Annotated in this window: 13 protein-coding genes; 8 read left to right on the forward strand and 5 right to left on the reverse strand. The window is 72.0% G+C overall.

Translation table 11 applies throughout. The annotated features are described in order from the left end of the window. Positions 1-422: 422 nt before the first annotated feature. The 3 genes from GTY56_RS01325 to GTY56_RS01335 all read left to right on the forward strand — a co-directional run bounded on the left by GTY56_RS01325 (position 423) and on the right by GTY56_RS01335 (position 3324). Positions 423-761, forward strand: coding sequence for a hypothetical protein (locus GTY56_RS01325; RefSeq protein ID WP_161361649.1), 339 nt, complete (start codon positions 423-425; stop codon positions 759-761). 137 nt (positions 762-898) lie between these two features. Further along, positions 899-2026: a PLP-dependent cysteine synthase family protein gene (locus GTY56_RS01330; RefSeq protein ID WP_161361651.1), complete on the forward strand. Its 1128-nt coding sequence runs from the start codon at positions 899-901 to the stop codon at positions 2024-2026. Further along, the gene (locus GTY56_RS01335; RefSeq protein WP_161361652.1) at positions 2023-3324 is read left to right on the forward strand and encodes an MFS transporter; all 1302 of its coding nucleotides are present in this window, start codon (positions 2023-2025) and stop codon (positions 3322-3324) included. The genes GTY56_RS01330 and GTY56_RS01335 overlap by 4 nt, the downstream gene beginning before the upstream one ends. Before the next feature lie 160 nt (positions 3325-3484). Here the strand turns inward: GTY56_RS01335 and GTY56_RS01340 are convergent, their stop codons facing one another. Further along, entirely contained in the window at positions 3485-4132 is a 648-nt protein-coding gene (locus tag GTY56_RS01340) for a TetR/AcrR family transcriptional regulator (RefSeq protein WP_161361655.1), read from the reverse strand. A gap of 133 nt (positions 4133-4265) precedes the next feature. Here GTY56_RS01340 and GTY56_RS01345 point away from each other — a divergent pair, with 133 nt between their 5' ends. Together GTY56_RS01345 and GTY56_RS01350 are read left to right on the forward strand one after the other, a co-directional pair. Continuing rightward, positions 4266-5816, forward strand: coding sequence for a DHA2 family efflux MFS transporter permease subunit (locus tag GTY56_RS01345; protein WP_161361656.1), 1551 nt, complete (start codon positions 4266-4268; stop codon positions 5814-5816). Then, positions 5813-7249: an MFS transporter gene (locus tag GTY56_RS01350; RefSeq protein WP_161361658.1), complete on the forward strand. Its 1437-nt coding sequence runs from the start codon at positions 5813-5815 to the stop codon at positions 7247-7249. Before GTY56_RS01345 ends, GTY56_RS01350 begins: the two co-directional genes overlap by 4 nt. Before the next feature lie 108 nt (positions 7250-7357). Here the strand turns inward: GTY56_RS01350 and GTY56_RS01355 are convergent, their stop codons facing one another. Next, positions 7358-8269: a MerR family transcriptional regulator gene (locus GTY56_RS01355; RefSeq protein WP_161361660.1), complete on the reverse strand. Its 912-nt coding sequence runs from the start codon at positions 8267-8269 to the stop codon at positions 7358-7360. Between the two features lie 431 nt (positions 8270-8700). Here GTY56_RS01355 and GTY56_RS01360 point away from each other — a divergent pair, with 431 nt between their 5' ends. Both GTY56_RS01360 and GTY56_RS01365 read left to right on the forward strand, forming a co-directional pair. Next, positions 8701-9219 (forward strand): immunity 21 family protein, encoded by a 519-nt coding sequence (locus GTY56_RS01360; RefSeq protein WP_161361662.1) that lies wholly within the window; start codon positions 8701-8703, stop codon positions 9217-9219. Positions 9220-9279: 60 nt separating this feature from the next. After that, positions 9280-10113 (forward strand): SDR family oxidoreductase, encoded by an 834-nt coding sequence (locus GTY56_RS01365; RefSeq protein WP_161361664.1) that lies wholly within the window; start codon positions 9280-9282, stop codon positions 10111-10113. Here the strand turns inward: GTY56_RS01365 and GTY56_RS01370 are convergent, their stop codons facing one another. Together GTY56_RS01370 and GTY56_RS01375 are read right to left on the reverse strand one after the other, a co-directional pair. After that, positions 10114-11805: a DUF885 domain-containing protein gene (locus GTY56_RS01370; protein WP_161361666.1), complete on the reverse strand. Its 1692-nt coding sequence runs from the start codon at positions 11803-11805 to the stop codon at positions 10114-10116. Between the two features lie 31 nt (positions 11806-11836). Beyond that, a complete protein-coding gene (locus GTY56_RS01375) occupies positions 11837-12328 on the reverse strand; it encodes an Lrp/AsnC family transcriptional regulator (protein ID WP_107457283.1) in 492 nt (163 codons plus the stop codon). A 67-nt stretch (positions 12329-12395) separates the two neighbouring features. On the opposite strand from GTY56_RS01375, the gene GTY56_RS01380 reads away from it, so the two are divergent. Beyond that, the gene (locus GTY56_RS01380; RefSeq protein WP_161361714.1) at positions 12396-13613 is read left to right on the forward strand and encodes a trans-sulfuration enzyme family protein; all 1218 of its coding nucleotides are present in this window, start codon (positions 12396-12398) and stop codon (positions 13611-13613) included. Positions 13614-13622: 9 nt separating this feature from the next. Here GTY56_RS01380 and GTY56_RS01385 read toward each other — a convergent pair whose 3' ends face one another. Beyond that, a complete protein-coding gene (locus GTY56_RS01385) occupies positions 13623-14876 on the reverse strand; it encodes a GNAT family N-acetyltransferase (protein WP_161361668.1) in 1254 nt (417 codons plus the stop codon). Positions 14877-14905: the final 29 nt, after the last annotated feature.

Below are 14905 nucleotides of genomic sequence, written 5' to 3' on the forward strand. Positions count from 1 at the left end.
GGTATCGCCCTGCTCCGCGGCGTCGGTTCGCGAATCGACCGGTTCCCGCGACGCCTCAACCGTCCGAGGGCCGGCCGCTGGTGACCCCGTGGACGTCGGATCTCCCTTGGCTCTCAGAGCAGCCTCCGTGGTGCGGCAGGTCTAGAGGCACGCCGTTCCTCCAACCGGCCTGCCGGATGTCACCGGTTCGGCTGGTCCGCGCGACGAGCGTCCCTTCCCCTGCTCATGATGGGGCGTCACGTCCGTCGAAGCCGTCCTGCCCCCACCCATGTCTGCGCCTCACTCCGTCCTTGCCGGAGACGTGGCAGCAGCACGGAGGACCTGTGTCGACCCACTCCCGTAGGCCCGCGCACCCCGTAGGGGTCCCATGCGGCACATCGTTGTCCAGCCGATTGCTCTCGGTGATCCGCGGCGCCCTCGTAATGGCGCTCGTGCTCTGCGCCTTCCTGCACGGCGTGCCCGAGGAGAGGCACGAGTCGGTGTCCGTGCCTGCCGCCTTCTCGGCGACGGCAGCGGACAAGGACCCGCACGGCCCCCACACTCCCCACGGGGCCGAGGGGTGTGCGGCGGACGTGCTCGTGCGCACCGCGGCCCAGCCGGCCGAGGAACTGGCCCTCTGCGCGATGGCCGTCGTACTCCTTGCCGTGTCCGTGGTGGCCGGGAGGCCCCTCGTACGGCTCGTACGGCGTGAACGCCGTAGACGTCGCAGCGCACGCACCGGCCGCGTGGCGCTCGCTCGCACGTCGCGGTGGCGGATCTAGCCCTCTCGCTCGCAGCCGACCGACGTCACGGCTGCCGCGTGCCCGTCGGCCCGGGCGCGGACGCATCGTCCGCCCCACGGCCGGGACGCGCGAGATGACCGCACCGGTTCTCATCGAGCGAGAGTGAACACATAGACATGCAGTCATTGACCAAGGCCGCGACCCCTTCCGGCCGGTCCGCCCTGTCCGGGCTGGTGGGCAACACCCCGCTGCTGCGGGTGTCGGAGCCGCTGGCGCCGGCCGGGCGCGGTTTCTGGGCGAAGCTCGAAGGCTTCAACCCCGGTGGTATCAAGGACCGTCCGGGGCTGCACATGGTGGAGCGGGCCCGGGCCCGTGGCGACCTGCGGCCCGGCGGGCGGATCATCGAGTCCACCAGCGGGACCCTGGGACTGGGGCTGGCGCTGGCCGGGATGGTGCACGGTCATCCGGTCACCCTGGTCACCGATCCGGGTCTTGAGTTGTCCATGACCCGGCTGCTGACCGCGTACGGTGCCCAGGTCAACGTCGTCTCCGAGCCGCACCCCACGGGTGGCTGGCAGCAGGCGCGCCGCGACCGTGTACAGCGGCTGCTGGAGCAGCACCCCGGCTCCTGGTGCCCGGACCAGTACAGCAACCCCGACAACGTCGCCGCCTACACACCGCTGGCGCTGGAACTCGCCTCCGAGATGGGCCACATCGACGTGCTGGTGTGCAGCGTCGGCACGGGCGGCCACTCGGCCGGCGTCTCCCGCGTGCTGCGCCAGCTCTACCCCGAGCTGACCGTCGTCGGCGTGGACACCATCGGCTCCACGATCTTCGGTCAGCCCGCCCGGCCCCGGGTGATGCGAGGCCTCGGCTCCAGCATCTACCCCCGCAACGTCGCGTACGAGAACTTCTCCGAGGTGCACTGGGTCGCCCCGCACGAGGCCGTGTGGACCTGCCGCCAACTGGCCTCGTCCCACTACGCCACCGGTGGCTGGAGCGTCGGCGCGGTCGCGCTGGTGTCCGGCTGGCTGGCCCGCACGATGCCGGCGGACGCACGGATCGTCGCGATCTTCCCCGACGGTCCGCAGCGTTACCTGGGGACGGTCTACGACGACGACTATTGTGCCGCCCACGGCCTGCCGGCGTCGCCGCCGGCGCCCGAACCGGAGTTGCTCGGCCGCCTGGACGAGAAGGAGGTCACCCGCTGGACCCGTTGCACCACCGTCGTCGATCCCCTCACGCTGCAAGGCGCTCAGGGCGCATCGGACGTCGAGCCCGACGCTTCGGAGGAGGTCCGGTGAAGGGGCTGTACACCCAGGCCCGGTCGTACGAGGGCAGCGTCCAGCTGTTGATGGTCAACCAGTTCACCATCAACCTCGGCTTCTACATGCTGATGCCCTATCTGGCCGCCCACCTCTCCGGAACGCTCGGACTGGCCGGCTGGATGGTCGGACTCGTCCTCGGCGTACGCAACTTCAGCCAGCAGGGCATGTTCCTGGTCGGGGGCACACTTGCCGACCGGTTCGGCTACAAGCCGCTGATCGTCGCCGGGTGCGTGCTGCGCACCCTCGGCTTCGCGACGCTCGGACTGGTCGATTCCCTGCCGGCCCTGCTGGCGGCGTCCGCGGCCACCGGGCTGGCCGGGGCGCTGTTCAACCCGGCCGTACGGGCGTACCTCGCGGCCGACGCGGGGGAGCGCAGGGTGGAGGCGTTCGCCCTGTTCAACGTGTTCTACCAGGCGGGCATCCTGCTGGGCCCCCTGGTCGGCATGGTGCTGACCGGGGTGGACTTCCGCATCACCTGCCTGGTGTCTGCCGGGATCTTCGCGCTGCTGAGCGTCGTGCAGATCCGCGCCCTGCCCGCCAGGAGGTCACAGGACGCCAGGCGGCAGGACGCTCACACCGACCAGGGAGTGCTCGCCCAGTGGCGCGGCCTTCTCGCCAACCGGCCCTTCCTGCTCTTCTCCATCGCCATGATCGGTTCGTACGTCCTGTCCTTCCAGGTCTACCTGGCGCTGCCGCTGGAGGTGCGCCGGCTCGGCGGCGACGGGGAGTTCGGCACCGCGGCGGTGGCGATGCTCTTCGCCGTCTCCGGGCTGACCACGATCCTCGGTCAGACGCGAGTGACGGCGTGGTGCACGGCGCGGTACGAGCCGGGACAGGCACTCGTGCGCGGACTGACAGCCATGGGGCTGGCCTTCGTGCCCCTGCTGCTCGCCACCGTCGTGCCGGTACCGGAGTCCGGGATCGGGCTGTGGCTGCTCGCGGCGGTCCCGCCGACGCTGGCCGCGCTGCTGCTGGCCATCGGCACGATGATCGCCTACCCGTTCGAGATGGACACCATCGTCCGCCTCTCCGGTGACCGCCTCGTCGCCACCCACTACGGGCTGTACAACACGATCTGCGGCATCGGCATCACCGTCGGGAACCTCGGCACGGGCGCCGCGCTCGACGCCGCCCGCGCGGCCGGGATGCCCGCGCTGCCGTGGATCACGCTGTGTGTGCTCGGCCTGGCCTGTGCGGGTGCCTTGTACGGCTTGCACCGCACCGGCCGACTGGCGGCGCCGTCGGCTTCCGAGCCGCGCGCCGCGACCGTCTGACCCACCGGCCTCCGGCCCTTGGGCCCAGGGGCGCGGCATCACACGGTGCCGCGCCCCTGGGCCTGCTCTCTTCCAGGAGCCGCAAGCCGACGGCCGGTCCGGCGATGCGCGTGCCGGGCTCGTCACAGCGCCGTTTCGGTGGTCTCGCCGGGGTGTGCCGCTATGTGCTGCGTGGGCTGTAGTGGCCCAGGAACATGTCGACGCCGCTGGTGATGAGACGGTCGGTCAGGTCCTCGTCGATCTGTGTGCCGTAGGAGCTGAAGACCATGTGGGGAAAGACCAGAAGCCCGTAGAACTGGATGATCGCCACCTGTAGGTCGGGGATCACGAGTCGGCCCCGATCCGCAAGGGTGCGCAGGGCGCCTGCGACTGCGGGGTGGTGGCTTTCCGTGCCGCGGTGTCTCCAGGCCTCGCCCAGCTCGGGGAAGCGGTGGAGCTCGGCGGCGACGAGGTTGCGCAGGGCGGTGACCTCGTCGTTGGCGCGGACGGCGTGGACCCAGGTGCGGGCCGCCTCGACGAGGGCGGTCCGCAGGTCCCCGGCTTCGGCCAGGCCCTCCAGGGCGGCGGACGACTCCCCGGCGAGCGGCTCGTCGAGGGCGGTCGTGATCACCGCGGTGAACAGGGCTTCCTTGCTGCCGAAGTGGTTGTAGACCGTCACCTTCGACACGCCTGCCTCGGCGGCGATGGTGTCCATTCCCACGCCGAAGCCCTCCCGCAGGAACAGCTCGCGGGCGGCCCGCAGGATGGCCTGCCGCTTGAGCTCTGCGCGGGGGCCGCTGGGGGGCCGTTTGACGCTCTCCACGCTCATGACCTCGACCCTAGCATTCATCTTAACTGAACTGTTGAGTTCACATGAACTGAACGGTGCGGTTCAGATGAGTGTCGGTCGAGCAAGGCCGTGCGCGCGAAAGGGGACCCCGTTGCCTGCTGTGACTCATCCGGTGACCGTGTCACCCCGGACCGGCGACCCGCCGGTCCGGCAATGGCTCACCCTCGCCGTTGTGAGCGTGAGCCTGCTGGTCGTCGGGCTCGACACCACCGTGCTGAACGTCGCCCTGCCGACCCTCGTAGGTGAGCTCGGCGCCTCCACCAGCCAGTTGCAGTGGATCGTCGACAGCTATGCGCTGATGTCCGGCAGCCTGGTGCTGTTCTGCGGCAGTCTGGCGGACCGGCTCGGCCGCAAGTGGATCTTCATGTCGGGGCTGGCGCTGTTCACGGCGGCGTCCGTGGTCGCCGCGTATGCCGGCTCCGTCACCACCCTCGTGCTGGCGCGTGGAGCCATGGGTGTCGGCGAGGCGTTGATCATGCCGGCCACTCTCGCCGTCATCGGGAACGTCTTCCCGCGCGGTGCCGACCGCACCAAGGCGATCGGCATCTGGTCGGCGGCCGTCGGCGTCGGGACGGTGATCGGGCCGATGGTGGGTGGCTGGCTGCTGAGCCACTACTGGTGGGGCTCGGTGTTCCTGATCAACCTTCCCCTGGGCATCGCGGGCCTGATCGCCGCCGCACTGCTGGTGCCTGACTCCCGCGCCCCCGAGAGCGGGCGGCTGGACCCGGCCGGGGCCCTGCTGTCCGTCGCGGCCGTGGCGAGTGTGCTGTGGGCAGTCATCGAGGGGCCCGACCGCGGCTGGACGAGCCCCGCCGTGCAGGCCGCCCTCGCGGCGGGCGCCCTCCTGGCGGCCGCCTTCGTCGCCTGGCAGCGCAAGGCCGCCTCTCCGATGCTGCCGCCTCGGATCTTCCGGCACCGTGCACTCGCGGCCGGTGACCTGCTGGTCCTGCTGGGAGCGTTCGCACTGATCGGCACGCTGTTCGTGGCGGTACAGCACTTCCAGTTCGTGCTCGGGTACAGCGCCGGACAGACCGGATTGCGGCTCGGTCCCGCCGCGCTCGCCCTGCTGGTCGCCGGCCCGCTGGCGGGCGTCCTCGCGCCGCGTCTCGGCATGCGTACGGTGTCGGCCGCAGGGCTCGCCCTGCTCGCCGCCTCCGCCGCGGTGCTCGCCACCACCGAGGCAACGGACGGCTACGGCCGGGCGCTTGTGGCGATGCTGCTGCTGGGAGCGGGCGCAGGGTTCGTCATCACCGCCACCAGCGACGCCATCGTCGGCTCGCTTCCGGAAACCGACCTCGGCGTGGGCTCGGCCACCAACAGCGCCGCCATCCAGCTGGGAGCGGCGACCGGAGTCGCGGTCATGGGCAGCCTGCTCTCCGACCGCTACCGCAGTGGACTCGACACCACCCCTGTCCCTGCTCCCGATGGACTCCTCGAACCCGCCAAGGACTCCCTCGGCACCGCGCTCGCCCTCGCCGAACGCCTGCCCGGCGACGCCGGAGCCTCGTTCGCCGAAGCTGCCCGCCGTGCCTTCGTCGACGGCATGGGACCGGCGATGTCCGCCGCAGCAGGCGTCACGGCGGCAGGCGTGCTCCTCGCCCTTCTCCTCGCGCCGTCCCGAGGCGCGGACACGACCGGAACGGACCGGAAGGACTCGCCATGACCCACTCCGCGGCCGGTGCCCTGCACACGGCCGGACACGAACCCCACCCGCCCGCCGACCCGCGACGCTGGGCGGCCCTCGCACTGATCTGCCTCGCCCAGTTCATGCTGATCCTCGACGTCACCGTCGTGAACGTCGCCCTGCCCGACATGGCGGCCGACCTCGGCCTCGGCCGGGAGACGCTGACCTGGGTGGTCACCGCCTACACCCTCTGCTTCGGCGGGCTGATGCTGCTGGGCGGCCGACTCGCCGACGCTCTCGGCGCCCGCCGGACCCTGCTCGTCGGACTCGCTCTGTTCACCGCCGCCTCACTGGTCACCGGTCTGGCCCACAACGCCCCGGCACTGCTCGGGGGCAGGATCGGCCAGGGCGTCGGCGCAGCCTTGCTGTCCCCGGCCGCGCTGTCCGTCGTCACCACGACTTTCCACGGTGCGGAACGCAACAAGGCCCTCGGTGTGTGGGCGGCGATCGGCGGCACCGGTTCGGCGGCCGGCGTGCTCCTCGGCGGGGCATTGACCGACGGTCCGGGCTGGCAGTGGGTGTTCTTCGTCAACGTGCCGGTCGGACTGCTCCTGTTGGTCGCCCTGCCCGCTCTCGTGCCGGCCCGGGCCCCGCAGCCCGCGCGGCTCGACGTACCCGGTGCGCTCCTCGTCACCACGGGTACGGCCGCCCTGATCTACGGCCTGGTGAAAGCGGGGGACGCCGGCTGGGCGGCCGCCTCGACCCTGCTGCCGCTGGCAGGCGCGGCGGTCGCCTACGCGGCCTTCGCGGCGGTCGAACGAACCAGTCGCGTCCCCCTGATGGACCTGCGGATGTTCACCCGGCGGCCGGTGCTGGCGGGAGCGTTCCTGATGCTGATCGCCACGGGCCTGTTGATCGCGTACTTCTTCCTCGGGTCGGTCTATCTCCAGCACATCCGCGGCTTCAGTGCACTGAAGACCGGCGTGGTCTTCCTGCCCGTCGCGGTGGCCACCGGTATCGGCGCCCACCTCGCCTCCCGGCTCGTGGGCCGGATCGGCAGCCGTCCGACGTCCGTCGCCGGCATGGCCGTCGCGGCCGTCGGCACCATCCCGCTGACCCGGCTGTCCGAGACCGGCGGTGTGTACGGTGCACTTCTGCCGGGCTTCGTCATCGCCTCCCTCGGCCTCGGCGCGGTCTTCGTCACCGCCACCACGACCGCTCTGGCCATGGTCGGGCACCAGGAGGCAGGGCTCGCTTCCGGAGTCGTCAACACTTTCCACGAGGTGGGTGGCTCGGTCGGCGTCGCCGTCGTCTCGAGCGTCGCAGCCTCCGGCTTCGAGCGTGGCTCGCTGGAAGGCTTCGGCGACGCGTTCACGGTGTGCGCCGTGGCGGCCGCTGTCGGCGCCGCCGTCTCCCTGGGGCTCGTCCCGCCGGGCAGACCGCAGTCGACCGGTGGCCCGCATGTGCACTGACCAGAGCCGGCCGCGACACGGGCAACCAGCAGGCGCAGTCCTCTCCGAGCTGCCAGTGACGGTGGCCGGCGACTCTTGTGAGGGCGTGGCCACCGGCTGCGCCGTGTCTCAGGCGGCGGGCGAGTCCTGGGCGGACAGTTCTTCCGCCAGTTCCATACAGCGCAAGCGGGCCGGGGAGAAGTCGTAGGGCATCCTGCCGGTGGCTTCGAACACGCTCATGGAGTCAGCCTCCCGCCCGCCGGAGCCGGAGTCGGCCTCGCCCTCGTCGTCATCGGCGGTGGCAGGATGCAAGGTGTCCCAGGCGTCGAAGAGGGCATCGTCGTCCTCAGTCAGGCCGGACTCCTCGATGACGGCCTGCAAGGCGCTTTCGAAGGCGTGCCGTTCGACGGCCACTTGAGCCACCCGCGGATCATCGACGGCGACACTGTCATCGAGTGCCTCCTCGGCGGCATCGATGCGGTCGGAAGCCTCCCGCAGCGTGGGATGCGTGGCCAGGACGACGAAGCGGGTGGCCTGGACGGCCGCGCCGAGCGGGCCGAAGATCCGCTCGGTGACGAGCAGACTGTCCAGGTCCGCCTGACGCAGTGAGCCCTCGGGCAGGCTCTTGAGGCGTTCGCTGACGAAGTCGGAGAGCAGGCCCCTCCGGCTGCCTTCGGTGCGCATCCGCTGCACGGCGGTCCGTTGCCGCCGCAGTTCCGCCTCCTGCTCGGCGAGGGTTTCCTCCAACCGCTCCAGGATGCCCGCGATACCGTCTTCGCCGTCCGCACCTGCGGAAGCCGTGCCGGTGGTGAAGGCGTCACGGATGTCGTCCAGGGCGATCCCGGCGTCCGCCATCCTGCGAATCCACAGCAGGCGGATCATGTCCTCGTACCCGTAGCGGCGGCGGTCGTCTCCGCCCCGCTCAGGCTCGGGGAGCAACCCGATCTCGTGGTAGTGGCGAATCGCCCGTGGTGTGCTGCCGGCGAAGGCCGCCGCGTCACCGATCTTGACCTGACGGGGTGGCATGAAAGACGAATGCATGAGCCGGGACCTCTCCTCAAGGCATCGGGACGTGAGTCCACCGGATCACATGCCGCTACGGAAGGTGCAACCCCATGACCGTGCCCCGGTCGGGCAGCGAAAGCAGGAGGCGCAGCGCGAACCGGATCGCGGATGGGAGGGGACGTGCCTCAGGCGTGAGGGTGCCGCTAACGAGCACGCCGGTGGCTGTCCCGGAAGCGTGGCTTACCCCTCCGGATGTACGGGTGGCAGTCGTCTCACCGGAACTCAGGCGAAAAGCGATACCGCTCGGCGGCTTCGAGTACCGGGTCCCCTAGGGCCCGGCGTTCGAGACCTGGCCGTGGCGCGGGCGCCGGGCCCCGGACCCGCCGACGGCGCTCGTGGACGCCGCTGACTGCGGCTGCTGAACCCGCGGTCTTCTACCGCGAGTTGGCCCTGTAGGTTCTTGCGCCATGGTGCGATACGCGGAGCCGGGCGCAGTCGAATGGGTGGAGTCGGGCGGCGGGCCGCTGATAGCGGTACCGGAGACCGTCCTGCCATTCTGGGCGGGCGCCGACGGCGAAGAGACGGCCTCGGACTACGACCGGGCCTGCGAGGTGGACGGCCACATCGGCCTCCTTCCGGTCGGCGACTGCACCGCCCTGGTCCTGGGGGACGAGCCCGCCTCGACCGCCTACCTGCCCGACCACGGCGTGTTCGTCCGGTGGTGCGCCGCCAACTCGGAGGACGAACTGCTGGCGAGCGTCCCGCCGGCCGTCGACGGCGCGGAGTGGGAACCGGAGGTGCACTGGGAGGTGCCGGGCCCGGTCCTCCTGTTCGACGCGGCCTGGCCCGGGCCGCACCCGTCGGGGTCCGAGCACGTGCGGGTGGCCCTGGAGCCGGGCCGCTACGCCGCGCGCGCGGCAAGGGTCCAGCCCGGCCCGGAGACCTGGCTGGGGCTGGTCCAGCTCCGGCTGCTCGTGCGGAGATGACCCGGCGTCACCCACGAAAAACCGTGTGCGCCGGGCGGCCGGCGCGATCACGATGAACTCATGCCACGTCTTCCCCACCCCGCCCCCGAGGAACTCCGCCGCGACCCTCTGCCCCTGCGCGGCCGTACCGCGCTGGTCACCGGCGCCAGCCGCCGCGGCGGCATCGGGCACGCCGTGGCCCGCCGTCTGGCCGCCTACGGCGCGAGCGTCTATCTGCACCACCACGTCCCGCACGACGCCGACCAGCCCTGGGGCGCCGACCGCCCCGAGGACGTCCTCGCCTCCGTCCGCGGCGCGGCCGGCGACCCCGGGTCCCGGATCGTCGCGGGCCCCGGTGACCTGGCCGACCCCGCCGTACCCGCGGAACTCGTCGGCAGGGCGGCCGAAGCCCTCGGCGGACGTCTCGACATCCTCGTCGCCAACCACGCGCAGAGCGGGTCCGACGGCTCGCTGGACGAGATCGACGCGGCCATGCTCGACCGGCACTGGGCGGTCGACACCCGCGCGGTCCTGCTGCTCGTCCAGGCGCACGCCCGGTCGCGGCCACCGGGCCCGGGAGGCCGCGTGATGATGATGACCTCGGGTCAGGACATCGCGGGCGGCATGCCCGGCGAGATCGCCTACGCCCTCCAGAAGGGCGCCCTCGCCTCGATCACCCGCTCCCTGTCGGCGACGCTCGCCGAGCGGGGCATCACGGTCAACACCGTCAACCCGGGCCCCGTGGACACGGACTATCTGACCGGCGAGCACTACGACGCCGTCGCCGCCCGCTTCCCCTCGGGCCGGTGGGGCATGCCCGACGACCCGGCCCGCCTCATCGCCTGGCTCGCGACCGACGAGGCGGGCTGGATCACCGGCGAGGTCGTCAACTCCGAGGGCGGCTTCCGCCGCTGATCACAGCGCCGACAACTCGTCCACCAGGTCGTCCAGTCCGAGCGACCCCTGCGACAGCGCCGCCATGTGCCACGCCTTCGGGTCAAAGGCGTCGCCGTGGCGGGCGCGGGCGTTCTCGCGGCCCAGCAGCCAGGCCCGTTCGCCGAGCTTGTAGCCGATGGCCTGGCCCGGCATGGACAGGTAGCGGGTCAGCTCGCTCTCCACGAAGTCGGCCGGCCGGCTGCTGTGCGAGCCGAAGAACTCCTGCGCCAGCTCGGCCGTCCAGCGCTCGCCGGGATGGAAGGGCGAGTCGTCCGGGATCGTCAGCTCCAGGTGCATGCCGATGTCGATGATGACGCGCACCGCCCGCATCATCTGCGCGTCCAGGTAGCCGAGGCGGCGCTCCGGGTCGGTCAGGAAGCCCAGTTCGTCCATCAGCCGCTCCGCGTAGAGCGCCCAGCCCTCGGCGTTGGCGCTGACCATGCCGACGCTCGCCTGGTAGCGCGAGAGGTTCTGCGCCACGTGCTTCCACTGGGCCAGCTGGAGGTGGTGGCCGGGCACGCCCTCGTGGTACCAGGTCGACACCAGGTCGTAGACCGGGAAGCGCGTCTCGCCCATGGTGGGCAGCCAGGTGCAGCCGGGCCGCGAGAAGTCGTCCGACGGCGGCGTGTAGTAGGGGGCCGCGGCACTGCCCGGAGGGGCGATGCGGGACTCCACCCGGCGCACCCGCTCGGCCAGGTCGAAGTGGGTGCCGTCGAGAGCGTCCATCGCCTCGTCCATGAGGCTCTGGAGCCAGTCGCGGACCTCGTCGACGCCCTCGATGTGCGTGCCCTGCGCGTCGAGGTGGGCCAGCGCCTCCCACGGGGTGCCGGCACCGGGCAGGATCTTCTCGGCCTCGGTCTTCATCTCGCCGAGGAGGCGGTGGTACTCGGACCAGCCGTAGGCGTACGCCTCGTCCAGGTCGAGGTCCGTGCCGTTGAAATAGCGCACCCAGCGCGCGTACCGCTCCCGGCCCACCACGTCCGGCGCGCCCTCGATCGCCGGGGCGTACACGTCCCGCATCCAGTCGCGCAGCCGGACGACGGCCTCGGTGGCCGAGCGGGCGGCGGCGTCCAGCTCGGACCGCAGCGCCTCGGGGCCGGCGGCGGCGTACTGCTCGAACCAGCCGTGGCCCTCGCCGTCCGCGTCGGCCCACTCGCCGAGCTGCTGCACGAACGTGGCCGTGGCCCGCGGCCCGCCGTAGAGCTTCCGCTCAAGACCGAGCGCCAGGGACTCCCGGTAGCCCTCCAGCGCGGCCGGGACGCCGCGCAGCCGCTCGGCGATCGCCGTCCAGTCCTCCTCCGACTGCGCCGGCGTCACGGTGAACACCTGCCGCACCGCATGGGCGATCGAGCTCAGGTTGCTGACGGAACGCAGGCTCTCGTCGGCCTCGTGCACCGCCAGTTCGGCGCCCAGCCGCTCGCGCAGGAGCCGCGCGCACCGGCGCTCGATGTCGCTGTCCGCGCCGGGCAGCCGCTCGGCCTCGTCCAGCCGGGCCAGCGTCCGGCGTGCCAGCTCCGCGAGCGCCTCCTGGCCCGCGGGCGAGGTGTCGGGCAGCCTGCTCGAACTCTCCTTGTCGCCGAGGAAGGTGCCGGTGATCGGGTCGAGGGCGACGAGCTCGTCGACATACGCGTCGGCGACCTCGCGGGGCAGCTGGCTCTTGATCTCAGACATGCGGCCATCCTCGTACGAGGGACCGCACACGTCACGCGGATTGAGCCGAGGGCGAAGGCGGCAGCAGCGGCCCGCACTCCCACTGCTGGAAGATCAGCCGGGTCTCCACCCGCGCCACCTCCCGCTGCGAGGTGAACTCGTCCAGCACCAGCCGCTGCAGATCGGCCATGTCGGCGACCGCGACATGGACCAGATAGTCGTCCGGGCCGGTCAGGTGGAAGACCGTCCGCGACTCCGGCAGGGCCCGGATCCGCTCCACGAACGGCCCCACCAGCTCCCGTCGGTGCGGCCTGACCTGCACCGACAGCAGGGCTTCGAGCCCACGCCCCAGCTTGGCCGGATCCAGCTCCAGCCGGTGCCCGAGGATCACGCCCGAGCGGCGCAGCCGCGTCACCCGGTCCAGACAGGTCGACGGCGCCACCCCGACCTGCGCGGCGAGATCCCGGTACGTCGCCCGGGCGTCGTTCTGCAACAGCCGCAACAAATGGAGATCCACCGGATCCAGTACGACAGATTCAGCCATCGGCCGAACGTAGCACGGGATCTGCACACGGCTGCCCGGCCGATGTTCACCCTTGCCCACCATGGACATGGACACAACGAGCACGCGCGCCCACGACGACGTCCGCACCGCACCGCGAGCCCTCGCCACCGAGGCCGTGCACGCCGGGCGGGACGACCTCGCCCGTCAAGGCCTGCACGCCCCGCCGATCGACCTGTCCACCACCTACCCGTCGTACGACAGCCGTGGCGAGGCGGCCCGCATCGACGCGTTCGCCACCACCGGCGCCGAGCCGGACGGCCCGCCCGTCTACGGGCGGCTGGGCAACCCGACCGTCGCCCGCTTCGAGACGGCCCTGGCCCGTCTCGAAGGCAGCGAGGCGGCGGTGGCGTTCGCCAGCGGCATGGCGGCGCTGAGCGCCGTCCTCCTGGTCCGCGGCTCGATGGGCCTGCGCCATGTCGTCGCCGTGCGCCCCCTCTACGGCTGTAGCGACCACCTGCTGACCGCCGGGCTGCTGGGCTCGGAGGTGACCTGGACCGACCCCGCCGGTGTCGCCGACGCGCTGCGCCCGGACACCGGCCTGGTCATCGTCGAGTCCCCGGCCAATCCCACCCTCGCCGAGGTCGACCTGCGAGCCGTCGCGCACGCCTGCGGCTCGGTGCCGCTGCTCGTGGACAACACCTTCGCCACACCCGTCCTCCAGCGCCCCGCCGAGCACGGCGCGCGGCTGGTGCTGCACAGTGCCACCAAGTACCTCGGCGGCCACGGCGACGTCCTGGCGGGCGTGGTCGCCTGCGACGAGGAGCTCGCGGGCCGGCTGCGCCAGGTGCGCTTCGCCACGGGCGGCGTCCTGCACCCGCTGGCCGGCTACCTGCTGCTGCGCGGTCTGTCCACCCTGCCCGTCCGGGTCCGGGCGGCCTCCGCCACGGCAGCCGACCTGGCCCAGCGCCTCGCCGCCGACCCCCGGGTGGCGCGTGTGCACTACCCGCGCATCGGCGGCGCGATGGTCGCCTTCGAGGTGTACGGCGACCCGCACGAGGTCATCGCCGGCGTCCGCCTGATCACGCCGGCGGTGAGCCTCGGCAGCGTGGACACCCTGATCCAGCACCCGGCCTCCATCAGCCACCGCATCGTCGACGCGGACGACCGCAGGGGAGCCGGAGTGAGCGACCAGTTGCTGCGCATGTCGGTGGGCCTGGAGGACGTGGACGACCTCTGGTCGGATCTCGACCAGGCGCTGGGCCCTGTCAGGGGCGGCGCGGGGAACTGCGCGACAAGCCACAGAGAACCCGCACCCGCCCGCTGACGTACGCCTCTACGACGCGGAGGCGCTCCCCAGCTCCTCCGCGCTCGTCACGACCGCCTCACCCAGCCGCGCAGTGATCACCAGCGTCCCCTCCTCGACCTGGTAGTCGAGAGGCAGTCCCAGTCCCCGCATGGCGGCGACCATCCCCGTGTTGGACGCCTGCGTCACGGCATACACACTCGAGCAACCGGCCTCGACGGCCATCCCGACCAGCCGCGACAGCAATTCCGCCCCGACCCCCCGCCGCTGCCACGCGTCCTCGACGAGCAGCGCGACCTCCGTCTCGTCCCCGTCCCACAGCAGATGCCCGAGCCCGACCACCCGCCCGGACGCGGTCTGCACGGCGAGCGTGCGGCCGTAGCGCGGGCTGAGCAGGTGGTTGAGATACCGGTCGGCGTCACCGACCGGCCCGTGGTAGCGCAGCTTCAGCGTGCGCGGCGAGCACCGCTCGTGCATCGCCCTGGCCGCTTCGAGGTCACGGGTGTCGGCCCGCCGCACGGTGATGTCGCTGCCCTCGGCGAGCGTGAGCACGTCCCGTCCGTGCGGCAGGCGCGGTCCGAGCCGGGCGTCCAGTTCCACCAGAGCCCTGGCCCGGGCGAACTCGGTCGGGGTGAACGCCAGGTACGGCCGCTCCACGGTGATCACTCCGCCTTCCGGGGCGCGCAGCCGCATCACCGTGTCGTCGAGGGCGCCCTCCACCGGAAGTCCGCCCGGCGCCCGGCCGCCGACGGGAGCGGGCTGGGACCGGATCGTGCACCTGCCCAGCAACTGCCGCAGGGTCAGCGGCAGTTCCGCCGAGTCCAGGGCCGTGCGGGCGGCGAGTCCGAGGACCCGGGTCGGCGCGTCCACGAGGTCGTGGGCGTCGGCCCGCTCGATCCAGGTGTCGGTGCCACCGGCCGACTCGACGGCCGTGGTGATGGCGGACGCCGACAGGGCGGCAGGGCCCCGCAGCAGGAACTCGTCGACCGTGCCCTCGGCCAGCGGGTGTGTCTGCAGGCTGAGGATGTCGACGTGCTGCCCGGCCAGGGCACCGCACAGCGCTGCCAGTGACCCCGGCTCGTCCTGAACCGTGGTCCGCATCCGCCACAGGGTGTTCGCCCCCGGCACCGCTTCCGGTGCCGGGGACCCGGTATCACTCGTCGGCGGCGCGTGTTCGAGGCGTCGTGTTCGCCGGGCCCGGAAGGCCTCCGCGAACCGCTGCCACGGCGTGGCGGGGCGGTGGTCGTCGTTCCGGTGCGGCACTTGAGTCACTTCTCGCGTCATGCACCCACTGTGACGGAACGGTGTTGCGT

The sequence above is a fragment of the Streptomyces sp. SID5643 genome, assembly GCF_009872555.1.
Classification (GTDB): Bacteria; Actinomycetota; Actinomycetes; order Streptomycetales; family Streptomycetaceae; genus Streptomyces; species Streptomyces iakyrus.